Source organism: Microbacterium sp. Leaf320, from assembly GCF_001423485.1.
GTDB lineage: Bacteria > Actinomycetota > Actinomycetes > Actinomycetales > Microbacteriaceae > Microbacterium.
Genome location: NZ_LMOD01000002.1, coordinates 116,163 through 136,560, shown reverse-complemented (window position 1 = coordinate 136,560; position 20,398 = coordinate 116,163). Strand labels below are relative to the sequence as shown.

The following is a 20,398-nucleotide window of genomic DNA, read 5'->3' as shown; positions in this document are numbered from 1 at the left end:
ACGGGTAGGCTCGAACAGTGCCCGAAACACTCATCGCTGCTTCGACGCGCGCTCCGCATGAGCTGCGTTCGGCGACCCCGATGAGGAAGTCGATGCGGGTCGTCATGCACCCGGGCACCAACGGCTGGACCAGCGTCTGGGGCACACTCTCGCACGGTGAGATCGCGGGCTGCCCGCCGCCACGCGACTAGATCACGCCTCGATGGGGTGTGGTCTTCCGCGCCGTTCACCCCTTCTCCCGCGTGAGGTCTCTTCGTGTCCATTTCTTCCACCCGTTCCCGCTTCCGTCTGGCTCCGCATGAGTTGTGGCGCGGCATCCGCAACAACGCCCGCAGCGACGTCCTCGGTGGCTCGCTCCTGCTCGCCGCCACCGTCGCGGCCCTGATCCTCGCCAACACCCCCGCGGTGTTGTGGTACGAGTCCGTGCGCGACTTCACCTTCGGCATTCCCGAGCTGCACCTCGACCTGAGCGTCGGAGCCTGGGCGACCGACGGCCTGCTGGCGATCTTCTTCTTCGTCGTCGGCCTTGAGCTGAAGGAGGAGTTCGTCACCGGGCGCCTCCGCGATCCGCGTCAGGCGGCGCTGCCGATCGCCGCGGCTGTCGGAGGCGTCATCGTTCCCGCCGTCATCTTCGCGCTGATCAACATGGGCGACGGCGACGCGCTGCGCGGCTGGGCGATTCCGACGGCGACGGACATCGCCTTCGCCGTCGCCGTGATCGCCGTTGTCGGCAAGTTCCTCCCTCCCGCCCTCCGTGTCTTCCTGCTGACGCTGGCGATCATCGATGATCTGATCGCCATCACCATCATCGCGACGTTCTACACCGATTCGATCAGCTTTCCGTGGCTCGCTCTCGCGCTGTTGCCGCTCGCCGGGTTCGCGTTCCTCGTGCAGAAGCGCGTGCGTGCCTGGTGGATTCTGCTGCCCCTCGCGATCGCCGTCTGGGTCTGCATTCACGCGGCAGGCATCCATGCGACCGTCGCCGGGGTGCTGCTCGGGTTCGTCGTGCCGGTCGTGCCCACCGAGCGTGCCCGGGTGCCACGAGGAGAGGATGCCGGGGGAGAGCCGCTGTACGACGGCCTCGCGCCGCACTTCGCCGACCGGTGGGGTGTCGTCGCGACGCTGTTCGCCGTTCCGGTCTTCGCGTTCTTCGCCGCAGGCGTGACGATCGGAGGGCTCGAGGGGCTCGGCTCGGCACTCACCGACCCGATCGCGATCGGCATCATCGTCGGCCTCGTCCTGGGCAAGCCGATCGGGATCCTCGCGACCACGTTCCTGTTGAGCCGAGTGCCGGCCCTTCGACTCGACGAGACCCTGCGGTGGCCCGACCTCACGGGCATGGCCTTCGTCGCGGGGATCGGGTTCACCGTCTCCCTGCTCGTCGGTGAGCTCGCCTACGGGTCGAGTTCGGTCGCCGACGAGCACGTCAAGATCGGCGTGCTCCTCGGCTCGCTCATCGCGGCGGTGATCGGTGGTGCGTTGCTCGCGAGGCGCAGCTCGCGAGCCCGCCGAGATCAGCCGGCCGTCTTCTAGCGGCGCCGCGCTCGTTCCTCGCCCTGCACCGGGATCGGGCCGGTGACGCTCAGCTCGTTCTCCCAGCATTGGATACCGGTGACCTCGGGCATGCGAGCTCGGGTGAAGACCGGGTCGAGCCCCGCTCGTCGCTGATCGGAGTAGTCGCGCAAGAGCTTGAAGGCGATCCCGGACAGCAGGGCGATGGCGATGAGGTTCACGATCGCCATCAGACCCATGATGCCGTCGGCGGTGTTCCAGATGATGTCCGCCGAGGCGATCGATCCGAAGAAGATGATCGCGACGACCAGCACGCGGTAGGCGGTGAGGATCGCGGGCCTGTTGCTGATGAACTCGATGTTGGATTCGCCGTAGTAGTAGTTGCCGAGGATCGAGCTGAACGCCAGCAGGAAGATGATGATGCTGAGGAGGATGTTCGACCACTCGCCGAGGTTGCTCACGATCGCGTTCTGCGTGAGTCCGATGCCGCGGGTCGCGTTCGCGAGGTCCGGGGTGGATACGAGGATGATGAACGCCGTGATCGAACACACGAGGAACGTGTCGAAGTAGACGCCGAGCGTCTGGACGAGCCCCTGCTTCACCGGGTGCGTGACGGCTGCACTGGCCCCTGCGTTCGGCGCGGAACCGAGCCCCGCCTCGTTCGAGAACATGCCGCGCTTGACGCCCGTCATGATGATGGTTCCGAGCGCGGCACCGACGACCTCGTTGAATCCGAACGCCTGGGTGTAGATCGAGGCGAAGACCTCGGGAAGCCGTTCGAAGTTCATGCCGACGATCACGAGGCCGAGCAGAAGGTAGCCCAGCGCCATGGCGGGGACCACTGCCTGCGTCACGCTGGCGATGCGGCGGATGCCGCCGAACACGACGAGCGCGGTGAGGACGGCGAGCACGATTCCGACGACCCAGGGGATCCAGCCGACCTCCCCGCCGAAGCTCGACGACACGGTCGCGCTGATCGTGTTCGCCTGCAGGGAGCTGAAAGCGAACGGGAAGCAGACGATGAGGATGACGGCGAAGAGGATGCCCATCCAGCGTGCCTTGAGGCCGTGCTGCATGTAGTACGCGGGTCCGCCGCGGAAGCCGTCTTTGTCGCGGACCTTGAAGGCCTGGCCGAGCGTCGATTCGATGAAGCTCGATGCCCCGCCGATGAACGCCATCGTCCACATCCAGAAGATGGCACCCGGACCGCCGATCGCGATCGCGGTGCCGACACCGGCGATGTTGCCGACACCTACCCGCGACGCCGCCGAGATCGTGAACGCCTGGAAAGCGGAGACGGACTGCGGCTCGCCGTTCTCCTTGCGCGGGGTGCGATCGGTCAGGGTGCGGAACATCTCGGGGATCAGCCGGAACTGCACCACACCCGACCGCGCGGTGAAGTACAGGCCGAGGACCACCAGTATCGGCAGCACCACCCAGGTCCACAGCCCATCGCCGGCAGAGAGCACGAAATCGTTGAGCGCGTCCATCGCCTCAGTATGGCGGCATGTTGCAGCGGGCGGTGATATTCCGCTAGACCAGTCGCGCGGTCGTCCCTCGGACGTTCAGCTCATAGGGGAGTGCCGCAGGGATGCCGGCGGCGTCGCCCTCGGCAAGCTTGGCGAGCACGGCATCCGCCGCCCGCTCGCCCTGCCCGAGGGGGAACTGGTCGACGGTCGTCAGGCGGAAGAACTCGCCGAGCTCGTGGCCGTCGATGCCGACGATCGAGAGGTCTTCCGGCACCGCGAAGCCGAGGTCGCGCGCCGCGAGCAGGGCGCCGATCGCCATCTCGTCCGACGCCGCGAACACGGCGGTCGGGCGAGGGCCGGGGCGACCGAGCAGCTGCTTCGCCGCGCGGTATCCGCCCTCGACCGTGAAGTCGGCAGGCTCGAGGAAGGCGGGGTTCAGCGGGATGCCCGCCTTCGCCAGCGCCTTCTCGAAGCCGAGGCGACGGTTCGTGGGGATGTGGAAGTCGATGTCGAACTCGGGGTTCGCCCCGATGTGCGCGATGTCGTGGTGGCCGAGGCCGATCAGGTGCTCTGTCGCGAGCTGCGCGACCGCGACGTCGTCGACCGTGAGGGTGTCGAGCTTCGGATTCGGTCCGCCGATCGCGATCACCGGCAGCCCGAGGTCGAGCAGGTACTGGGTCTCGTCGTCGTCGAGCTCGATCGACACCGCGATCACCGCATCCACCCGCTGGCGGCGCAGGAACGTGTCGAACACGTGTCGGCGCACATCCTTGTCGGCGGTGATGTTGTAGAGCGTGATGTCGTAGCCCTCGCGCATCAGCGCGGACGACACCCCCGACAGCACGGTGCTGAAGAACCAGCGGTCGAGAAACGGCACGACCACGCCGATGTTGCGGGTGCGGCCGGATGCCAGACTCGACGCCCGGGAGGACACCACGTAGCCGAGCGCGGACGCTGCCTCCTGCACGCGCAGGCGTGCGGACTCCGAGACATGGCCTCGGCCGCTCAGGGCGCGCGAGACCGTGGCCGTCGAGACCCCGGCGAGCCGGGCGACCTCATCGATGCTCGCCATGTGATCCTCTCTGAGCCGCTCCGGTCGCAGTTCGTGCCGTCGGGCAGTGCCGTGGGCGGCGCGAACTGCGACTGGAATGTGATGCGACGTTATGCCTTGGTGTACCAGACCGCGGTGTCGACGGGCACTGCGCCACCGTCGAACGGCTGGCTCTGCAGGATCACGAACGCGTCGGTCGGCAGCGCCACGGGCTTCGTGCCCAGGTTCGCGAGCACGTGCACGTCGCCGCGGCGGAATGCCACCGCATCCGCTCCCGCGTCCTCCCAGACGAGCGATCCGCTGCCGAAGCCGTACTCGCGGCGTCCGGCGAGCAGGCGCTTGTAGAGCGCGAGCGTCGAGGCGGGGTCGACCTCTTCGACGTCCCTCGAGTACGCTGCCCAGTCGGCCGGCTGCGGCAGCCACGACGCGCCGGTCTCGTTGAAGCCGAAGGCCGGAGCGTCCGCCTCCCAGGGCAGCGGCACGCGGCATCCGTCTCGTCCGTACCGCTCGCCGTTCGTGCGGAACCAGGTCGGGTCCTGACGGAACGCGTCGGGGATCTCCATCGCCTCGGGAAGGCCGAGCTCCTCGCCCTGGTACAGGTATGCGGAGCCTGGCAGCGCGAGCATCACCGTCGTCGCCGCGCGGGCGCGGGCGAGACCGATGGCGGTGTCGGGCTTGTTCGGGGTGTTCGGGCCGATGCCCTCACCCTGCGGGTTGTCGTCGGTGAGTGCCAGGCGCGAGGCGTGGCGCACCACATCGTGGTTCGACAGCACCCAGGTGCTGGGGGCGCCGACGGCACCGAACGCGTCGAGCGACTCCCGGATGACATCGCCGAGCGCCTTCGCGTCCCACTCCGTCATCAGGTACGGGAAGTTGAACGTCTGGTGCATCTCGTCGGGGCGCACCCACAGAGCGGTCTGCTTCAGCGTCGGCATCCAGGCCTCGCCGCACAGCGCGCGGTCGCCGTCGTATTCGGCGAGCACCTTGTGCCAGTCGCGGTAGATGTCGTGCACGCCGTCCTGACCCCAGTACGGCACGTTCGCCTCGCCGCCACCCATCGAGTCGGCATCGGCCGGCGGGGTGTAGTCGGGCAGGCCGTCGGCCTTGATCATGCCGTGAGCCACGTCGACGCGGAAGCCGTCGACGCCGCGGTCGAGCCAGAAGCGCAGGATCGAGCGGAACTCCTCACGGACCTCTTCGTTGTTCCAGTCGAAGTCGGGCTGCGTGGGGTCGAAGATGTGCAGGTACCACTGGCCGGGGGTGCCGTCGGCCTCGGTGATGCGTTCCCACATGCCGCCGCCGAAGACGGACTCCCAGTTGTTCGGGGGCAGCTCGCCGTTCTTGCCCTTGCCGTCGCGGAAGATGTAGCGCGCACGCTCGGGGCTGCCGGGGGCGGCCTTGAGCGCCTCCTGGAACCAGGCGTGCTGAGCCGATGAGTGGTTCGGCACCAGGTCGACGACCACGCGGATGCCGCGGGCATGCGCCTCGTTCAGCATGGTGTCGAAATCGTCGAGCGTGCCGAACAGCGGGTCGACGTCGCGGTAGTCGGCGACGTCGTAGCCGGCGTCGCGCTGCGGGCTCGTCATGAACGGGCTCAGCCAGATCGCGTCGACGCCGAGCTCCTTCAGGGAGTCGAGGCGGCTGGTGATACCGGGCAGGTCGCCGATGCCGTCACCCGAGGCGTCGGCGAACGAACGGGGGTAGATCTGGTAGATGACCGCGCTGCGCCACCACTCGGAACCGGGGGCTGCGATCTGCTCAAGCTGTGCCATGGCAACAGATTAGTGCAAACGCTTACATGATTGCCAGAGATGCGTTCGAATCGATTCGGGCGAGAAGTATTCCGCGGCACTCCGCAGTGACTTGCAGGCCGGGAGTATGCTTCGGGCATCCGATGACTGGAGGCTGTCATGGTTCCCGAGATCAACTACTGGGCCGTTCTGCTCGCGACCGCTTCGAGCATGATCGTCGGCACGATCTGGTACTCCCCGAAGGTGTTCGGAACGCGCTGGTCGAAGCTCGCGAACGTCGACATGGACCGGCCGGGCTCGAGCGCGACGATGGCGATCATCACCACAGTGTTCGTGAGCTTCGCGACGGCCTGGGTGCTGGCCGGAGCATCCGCCATCGCCTGGCACTTCTACGACGGGTCGTTCTTCTGGGCCTCCGTCGTCACCGGTGTGCTGCTGTGGGCCGGATTCACCGCGGCCAGGTTCATCACCCACGATGCGTTCGAGGGGCGCCCGACCTCGCTGACCACCATGAACATCGCTCACGAGCTCGTCACGATCGTGGTCATGGCGCTGATCATCGGCGTCTGGCCGCCAGCGCTCGGCTGACTCGTCGCGGGTCTCGCGGGCTTCGTGGCTTCGCGGAGCTCCTGGGGCTGACACGCCGGGAGAGGCGAAGGACTAGACCTTCGCCACTACCGCCAGGTCTTCCTGGTATGCCAGCATTTTGCACGTGACCTCCTGGTCGCCTGCGGTCACCGACCGCGGTTCTGACCGAGGGGGTACTGATGCCGGGTTCATCGCGACGCTCGGCGCCCTGGATGATCGCCGCCGCGCTCGTCGCTGCAGCGCTGGTCGCGGGCGCGACGACCGCCGCATCCGGAGACGGCCCCGTCGACGACCCCACGGCTGCGCCTGACCCCAGCCTGTCGGTCGCACTCGCCTACGAGTTCCTCGACGCCCGTGTCGACGAGTTCTGCGACGCGGCCGGGCACTGCCTGCCCCGCAGCTACCAGGGCGGGTTCTTCACCGACCTCCCGACATGGGACTTCACTCCCTCCTTCGTCTACGACGACGCACTCGTCGTGATCGCGTACACGGCCCGCGGGCTGCCAGACGACATCCGCCGCGCGCAGACCGTCGGCGACACCCTGCTCTTCGTGCAGGAGAACGACCCGATCGGCGACGGGCGCGTTCGCACGTCGTACGAGCCCCACGGCATCCGCCAGGGGCGCGTCGAGATCACCGGCCCCGGCACGTTCACGGGCAACCAGGCATGGGCCGGAATGGCGTTGGCGCGTCTCTTCCATGCGACCGGCGAGTCGAAGTACCTCGATGGAGCGGTGCGGATCGCCGAGTGGATCCAGACCAACACCGCCGACATGGTGCGTGCACCCTTCGGCTACACCGGGGGTCAGCTCGAGAACGGCTCGTCACTGGAATGGAAGTCCACCGAGCACAACAGCGACATCGCCGGCTTCTTCACGCAGCTCGCCCAGCTCACCGGCGACTCCGTATGGGCCGACCGGGCTGCCGTCGCCGCGACCTTCGTGACGGCGATGCAGAGTGCCGACGGTCATGTCGACACGGGCACGCTGCTCGACGGCTCCACGGTCAACACGCGCCCGATACCGCTCGACGCGCAGACGTGGAGCTCGATCGCCACCGGCGACCCGCGCTACGACGTCTCGCTGGACTGGACCCTCGCCAACCTGATCGCCACCGACGGGCAGTACCAGGGGGCGTCGATCAGCGACGCCGACGTGTCGAAGGTGTGGTTCGAGGGATCAGGCCACCTGGCGCTAGCGCTCACACTGCGCGATGCCGTCGGCGACGCCGACCGGGTGGAGTCGCTGTTGAGCAGCATCCGCCGTGCCCAGCGCGATGCGCCCAACGGTGATGGCAAGGGGATCGTCGCGACGTCGACCGATGGTCTCGACTCGGGCTTCGGCGACCTCTACTACGCCAGCCTGCACACCGGCGCGACTGCGTGGTACCTGCTCGCAGCCGCCGGCGACAACCCGTTCAGCCTTCCCGCCGACTGACCGGAGAGAGCGCCGACTTCCGCCGGGCCCGTACGCGTCGTCGAGATGCATCCTCGTCCTGACGCGTCGTCGAACCGCATCCTCGGATCGATGCGGGGCCGATAATGCATCGGATTCGGTCGTTTCCGGTGCGGAGGTGGCCCCGGCTGCGTGTGGGGGTGCGGAAGTGGCCCCGGCCAGGGGTGCGGATGCCGCGTCGACTCGGCCCGGTGCACCGCAGACGGGCGCGCCTGCGCGGCGCAGTCCACGTGCCCTAGGACTGCGGGTGCTGCTTACGCGGCGACGCGGGCGACTGCGGCGATCGCGCTCGTGAAGAAGTCGAGTCCGTCGACGCCCGAGCGCATTGCGGCGGACGTGTCGGGGCCGAAGCCCGCCTCGGTGGCGTGCTCGGGGTGCGGCATGAGCCCCACGACGTTGCCCGCCTCGTTGGTGAGTCCGGCGATGTCGCGCAGCGAGCCGTTCGGGTTGACCCCCGCGTAGCGGAACGCGACCAGGCCTTCGCCCTCGAGGCGGTCGAGCGTCTCCTCGTCGGCGATGTATCCGCCGTCGGCGTTCTTCAGCGGGATCGTGATCTCCTGGCCGGTGCGGAACCGGTTGGTCCAGGCCGTGTCGGAGTTCTCGACGATGAGCTTCTGGTCGCGACGCACGAAGTGCTGGTGGTCGTTGCGGATCAGGCCGCCGGGCAGCAGGTGCGCCTCGACGAGCATCTGGAATCCGTTGCAGATGCCGAGGATCGGCATGCCCTTGGCTGCGGCGTCCTTGACCTCGGCCATGATCGGCGAGAGTGCGGCGATCGCGCCGGCGCGCAGGTAATCGCCGTAGCTGAAGCCGCCGGGCAGGACGAGCGCGTCGACGCCTTCGAGGTCGTGCGAGCCGTGCCAGAGGGCGACGGGCTCGGCGCCGGCGATGCGGACGGCGCGCTGCGCGTCGCGATCGTCGAGCGAACCGGGGAAGGTGATGACGCCGATGCGCGTGGTCCCTGCCCTGGATGTCACCGTGCGACCTCGATGCTGACGACGTCTTCGATCACAGAGTTGGAGAGCACCTCGTCGGCGATGCGGCGGGCCTCGGCAAGGATCTCGTCGGTGACCTCGCCCTCGACGGTGAGCTCGAAGCGCTTGCCGATGCGGACATCGGAGAAGCCCTCGACGCCCAGACGCGCGAATGCGCCGGACACGGCCTTCCCCTGCGGGTCGAGCAGTTCGGGCTTGGGCATGACGTCGACGACGATGGTGGGCATGAACGGCTCCGGAAGTCGCGGGCGGACGGGCGTGCTCAGTCTACCGGCTCGCGGAACGCTCGATTCCCGGGGCGTCGCGCCTCAGGCGTGGAAGACGGTGTGCAGGTCTCCGATGGCGTCGCGGCCGCCGAGCCCGTCGATCTCGAACAGCACCGAGATGCCGACGACGTGGCTGCCGAGGCGCTCGACGAGTTCGCGTCCGGCGGCCAGGGTTCCGCCCGTGGCGAGCACGTCGTCGATGAGCAGCACGCGTGATCCGGCCGGCAGATCGTCGTGCATCTCGATCGTCGCGGTGCCGTACTCGAGGGCGTAGTCGACGGATGCCGCGGGCCGGGGCAGCTTGCCCGCCTTGCGGATCGGGATGAGGCCGACTCCTGCCGCGATCGCTGCGGCCCCGGCGAGGATGAACCCTCGGGCCTCGATGCCGGCGACCACGTCGAACTGGCCGGCGAACGGGGCGATGATCGCCTCGGTGGTGGCCTGGAGCGCCTCGGGGTCGGCGAGGAGCGGAGTGATGTCGCGGAAGATGATCCCCGCCTCCGGGTAGTCCGGGATGCTGCGGATCAGCGATTCGGCACGGACGAGAGCGGGAGAGAGTTCGGTGTCGGGCACCGGACAAGGGTACGCCACCGCCTGAGGTTGACATTCGTGGGAGCGCTCCCATAGAGTCGCTGGACAGTGCGTGGGAGCGCTCCCACGGTGCACCACCACAGGAATCGCCACGCACTGTCCCGACGCACCACCCGCACCACCCGCACCACCACTGCACGACCCACCACAAAGGAGTGAACTGTGAACACACGTGCCCGCAAGCGGATCCTGATCACCGCAGCCGTCGCATCCGTCTCCGCCCTGGCCCTCGCCGGCTGCGCGAGCGGTGGCGGCGACGCCGAGGGAGGCGACGAGAAGATCACGCTGACCGTCACCACGTTCGGCACATTCGGATACGACGACCTCTACGACGAGTATGAGAAGGCGAACCCGAACATCACGATCGAGGCGACCAACATCGATACCGGTGGCAACGCCCGCACCGATGCCTTCACGAAGATCGCCGCTGGCTCGGGCCTGAGCGACGTCGTCGCGATCGAAGAAGGCTGGCTCGGCGCGATCATGGACGTCTCCGACACCTTCGTAGACCTGCGCGATTACGGCATCGAAGACCGCAAGGCCGACTGGGTCGACTGGAAGTACGGGCAGGCGACGGATGCCGAAGGCCGTGTCATCGGCTACGGCACCGACATCGGCCCGAGCGGCATCTGCTACAACGGAGCCGCGTTCGAGGCTGCGGGTCTGCCGAGCGACCGCGAGTCGGTCGCCGAGCTGCTGAACGGCGACTGGGAGAACTACTTCGCGGTCGGCGCCGAGTACACGGCGAAGACCGGGAAGGCCTGGTACGACCACTCAGGCTTCGTCTGGAACGCCATGGTCAACCAGCTCGACGAGGGGTACTACACCTCCGACGGCGAGCTGAACGTCGAAGACAACGCCGAGCTCAAGGAGCGCTTCGAACTGCTCGGAGCCGCGACCGAGGGCGGCCAGTCCGCCGCTCAGACCGCGTGGGACTGGAACGGCGGCAAGTCGTTCGTCGACGGCACCTTCGCCACGTTCGTCTGCCCCGGCTGGATGCTCGGAGTCGTTCAGGGTCAGGTCGAGGCCGGCGGCGGAGACGCCTCCACCGGCTGGGACTTCGCCGACGTGTTCCCCGGCGGCGCAGCCAACTGGGGCGGCGCGTTCCTGTCGATCCCCGAGAGCTCCGAGCACAAGGAAGCCGCGGCCGATCTGGCCGACTGGCTGACGCAGCCCGAGCAGCAGGTCAAGCAGTCCGCCGCCGCGGGCAACTTCCCCTCCACGGTGACGGCACAGGAGACGCTCGCCTCTGACGCGACGCCGAACCCGTTCTTCAACGACGCGCCCACCGGCGCGATCCTCGCCGAGCGCGCGAAGGGTGTCGTGGCGCAGTTCAAGGGCGCCGATGACTCGGTCATCCAGGAGAACGTCTTCGGCCCGGCCCTCAGCGGCCTCGACCGCGGCGACACCGACACCCAGGGTGCCTGGGATGCCGCGGTCAAGCTCCTGAACGAGCTGGTCGACTGACCCGAGACCTCTCCGGTCGTTGAGCGAAAAGGGCTCACCGCGTTTCGTCTCGGTGCTTCGCTCCTCGCTCGACGACCGGGGGTGGCCTCCGCATCCGGTCGTCGAGCGAAGACGACGAAGTCGCCTGAGACGAAACGCGTCACCCGAAGAAGGAACCCTCATGACTCTCACAGTGGAACGCCGCGAGACGGCATCCGAACTGCCGAAGACGGATGCCGCCGGCCGGCGTCCCTGGCGGCACCGCCTCTCGCGGTTCGACCAGAACGCCTCGCCGTACTTCTACATCTCGCCGTTCTTCCTGCTGTTCGGACTGGTCGGCCTGTTCCCGCTGATCTACACGGTGTGGGTCGCCGTGCACGAGTGGGATCTGCTCAAGGGGCAGGGGGAGTTCGTCGGAGCAGGCAACTTCATCGAGATCCTCGGCGATGCGATGTTCTGGAACTCGATCTTCAACACGCTCAGCATCTTCCTGCTGTCGGCGATCCCGCAGCTCGCTGTCGCCCTGGTGATCGCCTACCTGCTCGACCGCGGACTTCGTGCCCCCACCTTCTGGCGCATGAGCATCCTCATCCCCTTCGTGGTCACCCCCGTCGCCGTCGCGATCATCTTCTCCAGCATCTTCAACGAGGCCGACGGCCTGGCCAACAACCTGCTGAACCTTGTCGGCATCGCCGATCAGGAGTGGAAGCACGACACGGCCCTGTCTCACCTCGCGATCGCCATCATGGTGAACTTCCGCTGGACGGGCTACAACGCCCTCATTCTGCTCGCCGCGATGCAGGCGGTGCCGCGCGACCTCTACGAGTCCGCCGCGCTCGACGGTGCGGGAGCCGCCCGCCGCTTCTTCTCGATCACCATCCCCACCATCCGTCCGACGCTGATCTTCGTGATCATCACCGCGACGATCGGGGGTCTGCAGATCTTCGCGGAGCCCCGACTGTTCGACGTCTCGACGGCCGGCGGCATCGGAGGCAGCGATCGACAGTTCCAGACGACGGTGCTGTTCCTGTGGGAGCTCGCCTTCTTCCGGCGCGACCTCGGGGAGGCATCCGCCGTCGCGATCCTGCTGTTCCTGCTCATCGTCGGCATCGGAGTGATCAACTTCCTCATCTCGAGGCGGATCTCGACCGGGGACTCCCCGAAGAGCCGCACCGCCCGCCGCCGCGCACGCACCGCGGGTGCCGCTGCCGCCACCGCTGTCGCGGCCGCCGCCACCACGACGATCGCCACCACGACCGAGGAGAACGCGCGATGACCGCCACCCAGGCACTCAGCGTCCCTGAGAAGATCCGCAGGCGCCGCGGAGCCGTCGGCGGAAACGCCGGAATCGGCAGCCGCCCCGGATTCCTCACCTACGGGCTGCTCGCCGCGTTCATCATCGGCAGCGTCTACCCGCTCTGGTGGTCCGTGGTCGTGGCGAGCGGCACCAACGCGACCCGCGGCGAGACTCTGCCGCTGATCCCCGGCGGCAACTTCTTCGCCAACGCCGCCAAGGTGTTCGACGCGATCCCCTTCTGGCTCGCTCTCGGCAACTCCTTCCTCATCTCGGCGATCATCACGCTGTCGGTGGTGACTTTCTCTACGCTCGCGGGCTACGCGTTCGCCAAGCTGCGCTTCAAGGGCCGCGACGGGCTGATGATCTTCGTGATCGCGACCATGGCGATCCCGACGCAGCTCGGCATCATCCCGCTGTTCATGCTGATGCGCGAGCTCGGCTGGACGGGGTCGATCGGCGCGGTCATCGTGCCGACTCTGGTCACCGCGTTCGGCGTCTTCTTCATGCGCCAGTATCTGGTCGACGTGATTCCCGATGAGCTCATCGAGGCGGCACGCATGGACGGCGCGAACCAGTTCCGCACGTTCCTCACGGTCGGGATCCCGGCGGCGCGGCCCGCGATGGCGATCCTCGGACTCTTCACCTTCATGACGGCCTGGACCGACTATCTCTGGCCGCTGATCGTGCTCTCCCCGCAGAACCCGACTCTGCAGACGGCGCTCAGCCAGCTGCAGTCCGGCTATTACATCGACTACTCGATCGTGCTCGCCGGAGCCGTGCTCGCCACCCTTCCGCTGCTCGTCCTGTTCGTTGTGGCGGGTCGGCAGCTGGTCAGTGGCATCATGGCGGGCGCGGTGAAAGGATGACCCCTATGACCCGAGCCTTCCCCGAGAACTTCCTGTTCGGCGCCGCGACCGCGGCGTACCAGATCGAGGGGGCGGCTTTCGAAGACGGGCGCACCGCATCGATCTGGGATGCCTTCAGCACGGTGCCCGGTGCAGTCATCGGCGGCGACAACGGAGACGTGGCGTGCGACCACTATCACCGCTATCCGCAGGACGTCGCTCTGATGAAAGAGCTCGGACTGCAGACCTACCGATTCTCGACCTCCTGGTCGCGGGTGCGGCCTGACGGCGGGGCCGTGAACGCGAAGGGCGTCGACTTCTACGAGCGCCTGGTCGACGAGCTGCTCGCGAACGACATCCTGCCGTGGCTGACGCTGTACCACTGGGACATGCCGCAGGCGCTGCAGGAGACCGGCGGATGGACCAACCGCGACACCGTGAGTCGGTTCCTCGAGTACGCGGGGACGATGCACGACGCCCTGGGCGACCGGGTGAACGTGTGGACCACCCTGAACGAGCCGTGGTGCTCGTCGTTCCTCTCCTACACCGGCGGCGAGCACGCACCCGGCCACACGAGCGTCGCCGAGGGCCTGCTCGCAGCCCACCACCTCCTGCTCGCACACGGTGAGACGGTGCGCGAGCTGCGTGGGCGCGACGCGAGCCTGAACCTCGGCATCACGCTGAACCACACCGTCGCCGACCCGGCCGATCCCTCGAACCCGGCCGACGTCGACGCCGCCCGCCGCGTCGACGGCCAGTTCAACCGCTGGTTCCTCGACCCGATCTATCGCGGCGTGTACCCGGACGACATCATCAGGGACATCAGGGCGGTGGATGCCGACGCGGTGGCGCGCTTCACGGATGCCGTTCACGACGGCGACCTTGCTGTGATCTCGCAGCCCATCGACACGCAGGGCGTCAACTACTACCACGGCGACTTCCTCTCGGGCACGGCGCCCGAGGTCGCTCCGGTCAGCGGAGGACCCGCGACCGACCGTGTCGGACGCAGCCCCTACCCGTCGAGCGAGGGCATCCACTCGGTCGAGCGCGGTCTGCCGCGCACCGCGCAGAACTGGGAGGTGCAGCCCGAGGGGCTGACCCGCCTGTTGCAGAGGGTGTGGACCGAGTACGCCGAGCCCGCGGGCACCGTGCTCTACATGACCGAGAACGGCGCAGCCTATGACGACGTCGCGGTGGTAGAAGACGGCGAGACGCGCGTGCATGACGACGACCGCACCGAGTTCCTGCGCCTGCACCTCGCGGCGGTTCTCGATGCGGCGGAGGCCGGAGTCGACGTCCGCGGCTACTTCTACTGGTCGATGTTCGACAACTTCGAATGGGCGTGGGGGTATGACAAGCGCTTCGGCATCGTGCGCGTCGATTACGACACCCAGGAGCGGAGTCTGAAGGACTCCGGTCGGGAGTACGCTCGCATCATCGCCGCTCGCGCTCTCTGACGCCGGGCGGCGAACCAGGGAGCATCCGGCTTCGCCGTCGGACGGAGGGAGAGTCGTGTCACTACGAGCGACCATCGAAGAGGTGGCATCGGCCGCCGGAGTCTCGCGATCGACGGTGTCGCGCGTCGTCAACGGGTCGACCGCGGTGAGTCCTGAGGCGCTCGACGCCGTGAAGCGGGCCATCGACGAGCTCAGCTACGTGCCCAACCGCGCGGCGCGCTCGCTCGCCTCGCGGCAGACGCACGCGATCGCCCTGATCGTGCCCGAGGACACCACGCGCTTCTTCGGCGATCCGTTCTTCGCGGCGATCGTCGCGGGCATCACCGGAGCGCTCCGAGGTTCCGACTACCTGCTCAACCTGCTCATCGCGAGTGACGACCCGGGCGACAAGATGACGAGCTTCGTGCGCAACGGCGGCGTCGACGGCGCGCTGATCGTGTCGCACCACACCAGTGACGCGTTCATCGACAGGGTGGCCGACGCGGTGCCGGTGGTCTGGGGCGGCCGACCCGTGCGGATCCGCGAGGGCGACTATGTGGTCGACGTCGACAACGTCGCGGGTGCCCGCACGGCGACCGCGCACCTGATCGAGACGGGACGCACCCGCATCGCCACGATCTCCGGCCCACTGACGATGGTGTCGTCGGTCGATCGTGTGCAGGGGTTCCGCGGGGCGCTCGCCGATGCGGGGCTGTCGCCGTTCGCGGAGGAGGCCGGCGACTACAGCGAGGGAAGCGGAGCGGATGCCGCGCGCCGAATACTCGCGGCCGGTCGCCCCGACGCCATCTTCGTGGCCAGCGACCTCATGGCGCGGGGAGCGCTGACGGCGCTGCGCGCCGCCGGCATCCGTGTTCCCGAAGACGTCGCGCTGGTCGGGTTCGACGATTCGTCCGTCGCGCTGAGCACCGATCCGCAGCTCACGACCATGCGACAGCCGATGTACGCCCAGGGCGAGGCGATGGCCGGAGTCCTGCTGTCCCGCCTCGCGGGGCGCGACCCCGAGCACACCACGATCCTGCCGACCGAGCTGGTGGTGCGCGCCTCGTCGTAGCGACTTGCGGTCGCCGGATATCGCCGGCGGAGGGGGAGATGACACGGACGCGGACCGGACGCCCCTCCAGGTTGGTCCGCATCCGTGATTCCGGGCGGTCAGCCGATCGGGTGTGGCGACCTGAGTTCTATGGGGGCGGGCCAGGGGAGGGTCGCCCAGGGGCCGTGACGTTTCGCCGACGCAGCCTCCTTGAAGTCGTGCCACCCTCCGCCGTACTTCGCGAACGAGTCCTCGTCGAGGGTGCCGTCGCTCCAATGCATGATGCGGCCGGCGAGGTAGCTGAGTCCGAAGTCCGCCCAGGACACGAAGCACGGACGGGCGTCGACGTTTATCCGGTGGATGATCCTGCGGGCCTCGGCGAGGTCTGAGTATCCGAGCGCCACGCCCCAGGTCGTCAGGGCGACGGCCTGGCCCAGCGCATAGGCGTCGAGCGTTCGGACGTACACGTCCGAAGTCACGATGTCATCTCCGACGCGGCGGCGGAGCTCGCGTTCGATGTGCTCGATGCCCGCGACGAACGGATGCGCGTCACGCGCATCACCGCCGTCTGCGGCGATCGCGTCGAGCCACTCCCGTGTTCTCGGCGCGCGGCCCAGCCTGGTGGCGAGGTCGTTGCGCACGGCGAGATGCAGCATCCACGCGTGGCGGCGACGGCGCACCGTCGTCAGGTGCTCGATCATCCCGAGCCAGTCCTGCCGCGAGTGGATTCCCCACTGATCGATCAGAGCCTGCTTCTCGTCGTCACCGAGCTCTGAGGCGGTCGGATCGTTCCACGCACCGGACGGAACCGCACGGATCTGCAGGAACCCGAGCGCGATCTCGTTCGCCGCGGCATCGGAAGTCGCATATTCGCTCGACGCCGGAAATCTGGAGGCGGGCAGGATCCACGAGAGGGGATGCATCGCACTCCTTCCGTCGCTGCACTGCCGACACGCAAAGCTTGAATAGCCGTTCAATCAGTAATATATAGGTTTCGGATCCATTTTCCGAGTCGTCCAATCCTGGGGAGGTGGACTAGACATGACGCGCAACGACGAGCTGAATCGCCTGGCACGGGAGCGCTCCCGCAAAGTCATCCTGGAGGCTGCGATCGAATTGTTCGCAGAGCGCGGTGTCTCGGGTGCGAGCATCGCCGAGATCACTCGCCGCGCGGGCGTCGCGCAGGGTTTGGCGAACTACCATTTCGGTGGCAAGGACCAGCTGATCGCGGCTGTGCTCGACAGCTGGTTCGACGTGCTGTTCGGGATTCCCCAGGTCGAGGGCCCCGCCGATCTGCGTCTGGCCGGCATCATCGATGGCGCTCTCACGGCCACCGGTTATGCACTGCCGGTGCAGCGAGCGGTGTTCGCGATGCAGCAGCAGCCGAGCACCCACCGTCTGTACGCCGAGGCGGAGGAGCGGCATGCGGAGCAGGCGACCCTCTCGGAGAACATCGTGCGGGAGATCTTCCGGGAGCGCGGCGCGACAGACCCCGCACTCGAAGAGGTCATGCTGCGCAGCACCCTCGAAGGCATATTCATGAAGTACGCCGTCTACGGCGACACCTATCCGCTCGAAGACGCGAGGCGCTGGGTGCATCGGCTCTACGGCCTCCCCAGGCCGGACTCGCCCCTGCCGCTGCAGCTCGCTCCGCGCGACCCGGACGTACGAACGCGCGCGTCCGGCGCGCTCCGCTCGGAGGGCTGAGTGCGGAACGGGATCTGTCTCAGATCCTGTGGTTCACCCGGTTCGCTGCCCTGCGGAACAACTCACCCCAACTGCATGCGGGCGAACGCGCCGAGGACGACGCGCTCCGATTGCACGAGGTAGCGCTCGAGCTCGTCGGCTCCGGCCTGGGCCCCTTGCGTGAGGAACGTGTCGAGCACGGCGCGGTTCTTGCGGACGAACGGCTCGTGCAGCGATCGGGGGTCGTCGATCTTCAGGAAGGCCAGTCTCAGTTCTGCCGCCAGATCCCGATAGGTGCGCGCCAGCCGCGGGCTGTCGGCCAGAGCCACCAGAGCGACGTGGAACGCCATGTTCGCGCTCCCGACCGCGCGCCAGGTCTCGGAGTCGTCGAGGACCGCATCCTGGGCGGCCGCCTCTGCGGCGAGCACCGCCTCCTGCATCCGCTGGACCGCCGGATGCTCGGGCTCGGAGTGCAGGAGCGCGGTGCATTCGATGATGCGGCGTGCGCGATAGATGTCGATGACGTCGGCGATCGACGGCGAGGCGACGGAGACGCCGCGGTGCGGGACGTGTTCGAGGAGTCCCTGCTCGGAGAGGGCGCGGAACGCCTCGCGCAGGGTGTTGCGTGAGACGGCGAAGTGCTCGGCGATGGCCGACTCCGACAGCCGTGAACCGGGCGCGAAGGCTCCGTCGATGATCTGCTGTCGGAGCGCATCGGCGAGCATGCCCTGCTGGTTCATGCCTTCATCGTAGGCGGGGGTCGCTACGGATCGTTCGACCGCCGGTCTCGGCCATTACGCGAATGGAACTCCGTCGTAGCACAGCGGAAACAAAGTTGTTGAACAATATTGCTCAATCCGTTCTACACTGGGTGCACTCGACACCCACCAACGACGATGGGAAATCCCCCGCAATGTCTGAGAACACCGCAGCCCCGCTGTCCGCAGAAGACGAAGTCCGGCTCTCCGCCGCCAAGAGGCGCGCCGGCCGCAGTGCCGTGATCGGCGCGATCTTCCTGATGGCCACCAGCGCCATCGGCCCCGGATTCATCACGCAGACCGCCACCTTCACCGCGACGATGGGCGCGGCCTTCGCCTTCGCGATCCTGGTCTCGATCCTCGTCGACATCGCAGTGCAGCTGAACATCTGGCGCATGATCACCTCCTCCGGCATGCGTGCCGGAGAGCTCGCCAACCGTGCCATCCCCTTCTCGGGCCACGTCATCGCCGTGCTCGTCGTGATCGGCGGCCTGGCCTTCAACATCGGCAACATCGCCGGTGGTGGCCTCGGGCTGAACGCGCTGCTCGGCATCGACCCGAAGCTCGGCGGCATGCTCACTGCGGCCCTCGCCATCATCATCTTCCTGATCAAGAAGGCAGGGCCGGTGATGGACATCGTGTTGGTCGTGCTCGGCATCGGCATGATCGTGATGACCGTTGTCGTCGCCGTCATCGCTCAGCCGCCGATCGGCGAGGCGCTGCGGCAGACGTTCGTGCCGGATGAGCTCAACTTCGCCACCATCACCACGATCGTCGGCGGGACAGTCGGCGGATACATCACCTACTCGGGCGCCCACCGGTACCTCGACTCGGGTCACACGGGTCCCGAGCAGGCGGGCCCCGTGATGCGCGCCGCGGCGAACGGCATCCTCGTCACCGGCGTCATGCGCTACGTGCTGTTCCTCGCGATCCTCGGTGTGGTCGCCTCGGGTGTCTCGCTCGATCTCTCGAGCCAGGCGGCGAACCCCGCGGGTCAGGCCTTCGGTGCCGTGCTCGGCGACGCGGGACTGCGCATCTTCGGTGCCATCTTCTGGGCCGCCGCGATCAGCTCGGTCATCGGGGCGGCGTACACGTCGGCGACCTTCCTCTCGACCTTCACGAAGAAGCTCAAGGGCGGCTGGCCGCTGCAGCTCGCGACCGTCGCCTTCATCGTCGTCTCGCTGATCGTCTACCTCTCGATCGGCACCGCGCCGGCTGCGATCCTCGTCTTCGTGGGCGGCTTCAACGGATTGATCCTTCCCATCGGCCTTACGGTCTTCATGTACATCGGCTGGTTCCGCCGTGACCTCCTCGGTTCGAAGAAGTACCCGATGTGGCTGCTCGTCGCCGGTACGCTCGTGACGCTGCTCACCTGGTACATGGGCATCGTCTCGGTGGGCCCCATCTTCGCCTTCCTCGGAATCGGAGCGTGACCCCATGACATCGATCGACCTGAACTCCGACCTCGGAGAGAACGTCCCCGATCGGGTGGTCAGCGACGACGAGAGCATGCTGCGCCTCGTCACGAGTGCCAATGTGGCGTGCGGCTTCCATGCGGGCAGCCCGGAGGGCATCCGCGAGACCCTCGCGAGTGCTGTGGCCGGTGGCGTCGTGATCGGTGCTCACCCCGGATACCGCGACTACGAGAACTTCGGCCGCACGAAGGTCGAGATCGATTCGGCGTCGCTGCAGGCGCATGTCGAGTACCAGCTCGGAGCCCTGATCGGTCTCGCCTCAGCCGTCGGCGGTCGGGTCGCCTACGTCAAGCCGCACGGAGCGCTCTACAACACGATCGCCCGTGATGAGCGGCAGTCGAAGGATGTGGTGGCGGCCATCCGCGCGATCGATCCGAGCCTCGTGCTGCTGGGGCTGGCCGGAGGCGTCGTGCTCGACGTGGCCGAGCGCGCGGGCCTGCAGATCGCGGCCGAGGCCTTCGCCGACCGGGCGTATCAGCCCGACGGTCAGCTCGTCTCGCGCACCGAGCCGGGCTCCGTGCTGCACGATCCCACGGCCGTCGCCGAGCGCATGGTGCGCCTCGCCGGCGAGGGAGTGATCCGCGCGATCGACGGCACCGACGTCCCCGTCACCGCGCAGTCGATCTGCGTGCACGGCGACAGCCCGGGCTCGGTGGCGATGGCCGCGGAGACCAAGCGGATGCTGCAGGATGCCGGCATCACGATCGCACCGTTCGCGGGAGTCTGA

At 67.7% G+C, this 20,398-nt stretch carries 20 protein-coding genes; 12 read left to right on the top strand and 8 right to left on the bottom strand.

Annotation, left to right across the window (positions count from 1 at the left end):
• Window positions 1–17 precede the first annotated feature (17 nt).
• Together ASF63_RS19285 and nhaA are read left to right on the top strand one after the other, a co-directional pair.
• On the top strand, window positions 18–191 hold the full coding sequence (locus ASF63_RS19285) for a hypothetical protein (protein ID WP_200933973.1): 174 nt from the start codon (window positions 18–20) through the stop codon (window positions 189–191).
• A gap of 64 nt (window positions 192–255) precedes the next feature.
• Complete coding sequence (gene nhaA / locus ASF63_RS05365; protein ID WP_082477844.1) at window positions 256–1,533, top strand: Na+/H+ antiporter NhaA; 1,278 nt, start codon at window positions 256–258, stop codon at window positions 1,531–1,533.
• Here the strand turns inward: nhaA and ASF63_RS05360 are convergent.
• The 3 genes from ASF63_RS05360 to ASF63_RS05350 all read right to left on the bottom strand — a co-directional run bounded on the left by ASF63_RS05360 (window position 1,530) and on the right by ASF63_RS05350 (window position 5,804).
• Entirely contained in the window at window positions 1,530–3,002 is a 1,473-nt protein-coding gene (locus ASF63_RS05360) for an alanine/glycine:cation symporter family protein (protein ID WP_056510460.1), read from the bottom strand. The genes nhaA and ASF63_RS05360 overlap by 4 nt on opposite strands.
• Before the next feature lie 43 nt (window positions 3,003–3,045).
• Entirely contained in the window at window positions 3,046–4,053 is a 1,008-nt protein-coding gene (locus ASF63_RS05355) for a LacI family DNA-binding transcriptional regulator (RefSeq protein ID WP_056510459.1), read from the bottom strand.
• 89 nt (window positions 4,054–4,142) lie between these two features.
• Complete coding sequence (locus ASF63_RS05350) at window positions 4,143–5,804, bottom strand: glycoside hydrolase family 13 protein (RefSeq protein ID WP_056510458.1); 1,662 nt, start codon at window positions 5,802–5,804, stop codon at window positions 4,143–4,145.
• 138 nt (window positions 5,805–5,942) lie between these two features.
• Between ASF63_RS05350 and ASF63_RS05345 the strand changes: the two genes are divergently transcribed.
• Window positions 5,943–6,371, top strand: a complete 429-nt coding sequence (locus ASF63_RS05345) for a DUF1761 domain-containing protein (protein ID WP_056510456.1) — start codon at window positions 5,943–5,945, stop codon at window positions 6,369–6,371.
• 179 nt (window positions 6,372–6,550) lie between these two features.
• Window positions 6,551–7,807, top strand: coding sequence for a hypothetical protein (locus tag ASF63_RS05340; protein WP_056510454.1), 1,257 nt, complete (start codon window positions 6,551–6,553; stop codon window positions 7,805–7,807).
• 272 nt (window positions 7,808–8,079) lie between these two features.
• On the opposite strand, the gene purQ is transcribed toward ASF63_RS05340, so the two are convergent.
• The 3 genes from purQ to ASF63_RS05325 form a co-directional block, all read right to left on the bottom strand.
• Window positions 8,080–8,802 (bottom strand): phosphoribosylformylglycinamidine synthase subunit PurQ, encoded by a 723-nt coding sequence (purQ, locus tag ASF63_RS05335; protein WP_056510453.1) that lies wholly within the window; start codon window positions 8,800–8,802, stop codon window positions 8,080–8,082.
• Window positions 8,799–9,047, bottom strand: coding sequence for a phosphoribosylformylglycinamidine synthase subunit PurS (purS, locus tag ASF63_RS05330; protein WP_056510451.1), 249 nt, complete (start codon window positions 9,045–9,047; stop codon window positions 8,799–8,801). The genes purQ and purS overlap by 4 nt, the downstream gene beginning before the upstream one ends.
• Window positions 9,048–9,128: 81 nt before the next feature.
• Entirely contained in the window at window positions 9,129–9,659 is a 531-nt protein-coding gene (locus ASF63_RS05325; protein ID WP_056510448.1) for an adenine phosphoribosyltransferase, read from the bottom strand.
• A 180-nt stretch (window positions 9,660–9,839) separates the two neighbouring features.
• Here ASF63_RS05325 and ASF63_RS05320 point away from each other — a divergent pair, with 180 nt between their 5' ends.
• From ASF63_RS05320 to ASF63_RS05300, 5 genes are all read left to right on the top strand, one after another.
• Window positions 9,840–11,144, top strand: a complete 1,305-nt coding sequence (locus ASF63_RS05320; RefSeq protein WP_056510447.1) for an ABC transporter substrate-binding protein — start codon at window positions 9,840–9,842, stop codon at window positions 11,142–11,144.
• Between the two features lie 160 nt (window positions 11,145–11,304).
• The gene (locus ASF63_RS05315; RefSeq protein ID WP_056510445.1) at window positions 11,305–12,399 is read left to right on the top strand and encodes a carbohydrate ABC transporter permease; all 1,095 of its coding nucleotides are present in this window, start codon (window positions 11,305–11,307) and stop codon (window positions 12,397–12,399) included.
• Window positions 12,396–13,286 carry a carbohydrate ABC transporter permease gene (locus ASF63_RS05310; protein WP_056310182.1) on the top strand — a complete coding sequence of 297 codons (891 nt, stop codon included), beginning with the start codon at window positions 12,396–12,398 and terminating at the stop codon, window positions 13,284–13,286. The genes ASF63_RS05315 and ASF63_RS05310 overlap by 4 nt, the downstream gene beginning before the upstream one ends.
• 5 nt (window positions 13,287–13,291) lie before the next feature.
• Window positions 13,292–14,722, top strand: a complete 1,431-nt coding sequence (locus ASF63_RS05305) for a GH1 family beta-glucosidase (RefSeq protein WP_200933972.1) — start codon at window positions 13,292–13,294, stop codon at window positions 14,720–14,722.
• Window positions 14,723–14,777: 55 nt separating this feature from the next.
• Window positions 14,778–15,773, top strand: coding sequence for a LacI family DNA-binding transcriptional regulator (locus ASF63_RS05300; RefSeq protein ID WP_056510441.1), 996 nt, complete (start codon window positions 14,778–14,780; stop codon window positions 15,771–15,773).
• A gap of 98 nt (window positions 15,774–15,871) precedes the next feature.
• On the opposite strand, the gene ASF63_RS05295 is transcribed toward ASF63_RS05300, so the two are convergent.
• Window positions 15,872–16,675 carry a DUF1266 domain-containing protein gene (locus tag ASF63_RS05295; RefSeq protein ID WP_056510438.1) on the bottom strand — a complete coding sequence of 268 codons (804 nt, stop codon included), beginning with the start codon at window positions 16,673–16,675 and terminating at the stop codon, window positions 15,872–15,874.
• A gap of 118 nt (window positions 16,676–16,793) precedes the next feature.
• On the opposite strand from ASF63_RS05295, the gene ASF63_RS05290 reads away from it, so the two are divergent.
• Window positions 16,794–17,459, top strand: a complete 666-nt coding sequence (locus ASF63_RS05290; protein WP_056510436.1) for a TetR/AcrR family transcriptional regulator — start codon at window positions 16,794–16,796, stop codon at window positions 17,457–17,459.
• A 62-nt stretch (window positions 17,460–17,521) separates the two neighbouring features.
• On the opposite strand, the gene ASF63_RS05285 is transcribed toward ASF63_RS05290, so the two are convergent.
• Window positions 17,522–18,178 (bottom strand): GntR family transcriptional regulator, encoded by a 657-nt coding sequence (locus ASF63_RS05285; RefSeq protein ID WP_056510434.1) that lies wholly within the window; start codon window positions 18,176–18,178, stop codon window positions 17,522–17,524.
• Between the two features lie 173 nt (window positions 18,179–18,351).
• Between ASF63_RS05285 and ASF63_RS05280 the strand changes: the two genes are divergently transcribed.
• Both ASF63_RS05280 and ASF63_RS05275 read left to right on the top strand, forming a co-directional pair.
• On the top strand, window positions 18,352–19,629 hold the full coding sequence (locus ASF63_RS05280; RefSeq protein ID WP_056510432.1) for an NRAMP family divalent metal transporter: 1,278 nt from the start codon (window positions 18,352–18,354) through the stop codon (window positions 19,627–19,629).
• A 4-nt stretch (window positions 19,630–19,633) separates the two neighbouring features.
• Window positions 19,634–20,398 (top strand): LamB/YcsF family protein, encoded by a 765-nt coding sequence (locus ASF63_RS05275; RefSeq protein WP_056510430.1) that lies wholly within the window; start codon window positions 19,634–19,636, stop codon window positions 20,396–20,398.

Bases quoted from the DNA above. Each gene is read 5' to 3' on its own strand.
- ASF63_RS05360 (WP_056510460.1), bottom strand. From the start codon at position 3,002: ATGGACGCGCTCAACGATTTCGTGCTCTCTGCCGGCGATGGGCTGTGG.
- ASF63_RS05355 (WP_056510459.1), bottom strand. From the start codon at position 4,053: ATGGCGAGCATCGATGAGGTCGCCCGGCTCGCCGGGGTCTCGACGGCC.
- ASF63_RS05350 (WP_056510458.1), bottom strand. From the start codon at position 5,804: ATGGCACAGCTTGAGCAGATCGCAGCCCCCGGTTCCGAGTGGTGGCGC.
- ASF63_RS05345 (WP_056510456.1), top strand. From the start codon at position 5,943: ATGGTTCCCGAGATCAACTACTGGGCCGTTCTGCTCGCGACCGCTTCG.
- ASF63_RS05340 (WP_056510454.1), top strand. From the start codon at position 6,551: ATGCCGGGTTCATCGCGACGCTCGGCGCCCTGGATGATCGCCGCCGCG.
- purS (WP_056510451.1), bottom strand. From the start codon at position 9,047: ATGCCCACCATCGTCGTCGACGTCATGCCCAAGCCCGAACTGCTCGAC.
- ASF63_RS05315 (WP_056510445.1), top strand. From the start codon at position 11,305: ATGACTCTCACAGTGGAACGCCGCGAGACGGCATCCGAACTGCCGAAG.
- ASF63_RS05310 (WP_056310182.1), top strand. From the start codon at position 12,396: ATGACCGCCACCCAGGCACTCAGCGTCCCTGAGAAGATCCGCAGGCGC.
- ASF63_RS05305 (WP_200933972.1), top strand. From the start codon at position 13,292: ATGACCCGAGCCTTCCCCGAGAACTTCCTGTTCGGCGCCGCGACCGCG.
- ASF63_RS05295 (WP_056510438.1), bottom strand. From the start codon at position 16,675: ATGCATCCCCTCTCGTGGATCCTGCCCGCCTCCAGATTTCCGGCGTCG.
- ASF63_RS05290 (WP_056510436.1), top strand. From the start codon at position 16,794: ATGACGCGCAACGACGAGCTGAATCGCCTGGCACGGGAGCGCTCCCGC.
- ASF63_RS05285 (WP_056510434.1), bottom strand. From the start codon at position 18,178: ATGAACCAGCAGGGCATGCTCGCCGATGCGCTCCGACAGCAGATCATC.
- ASF63_RS05280 (WP_056510432.1), top strand. From the start codon at position 18,352: ATGTCTGAGAACACCGCAGCCCCGCTGTCCGCAGAAGACGAAGTCCGG.
- ASF63_RS05275 (WP_056510430.1), top strand. From the start codon at position 19,634: ATGACATCGATCGACCTGAACTCCGACCTCGGAGAGAACGTCCCCGAT.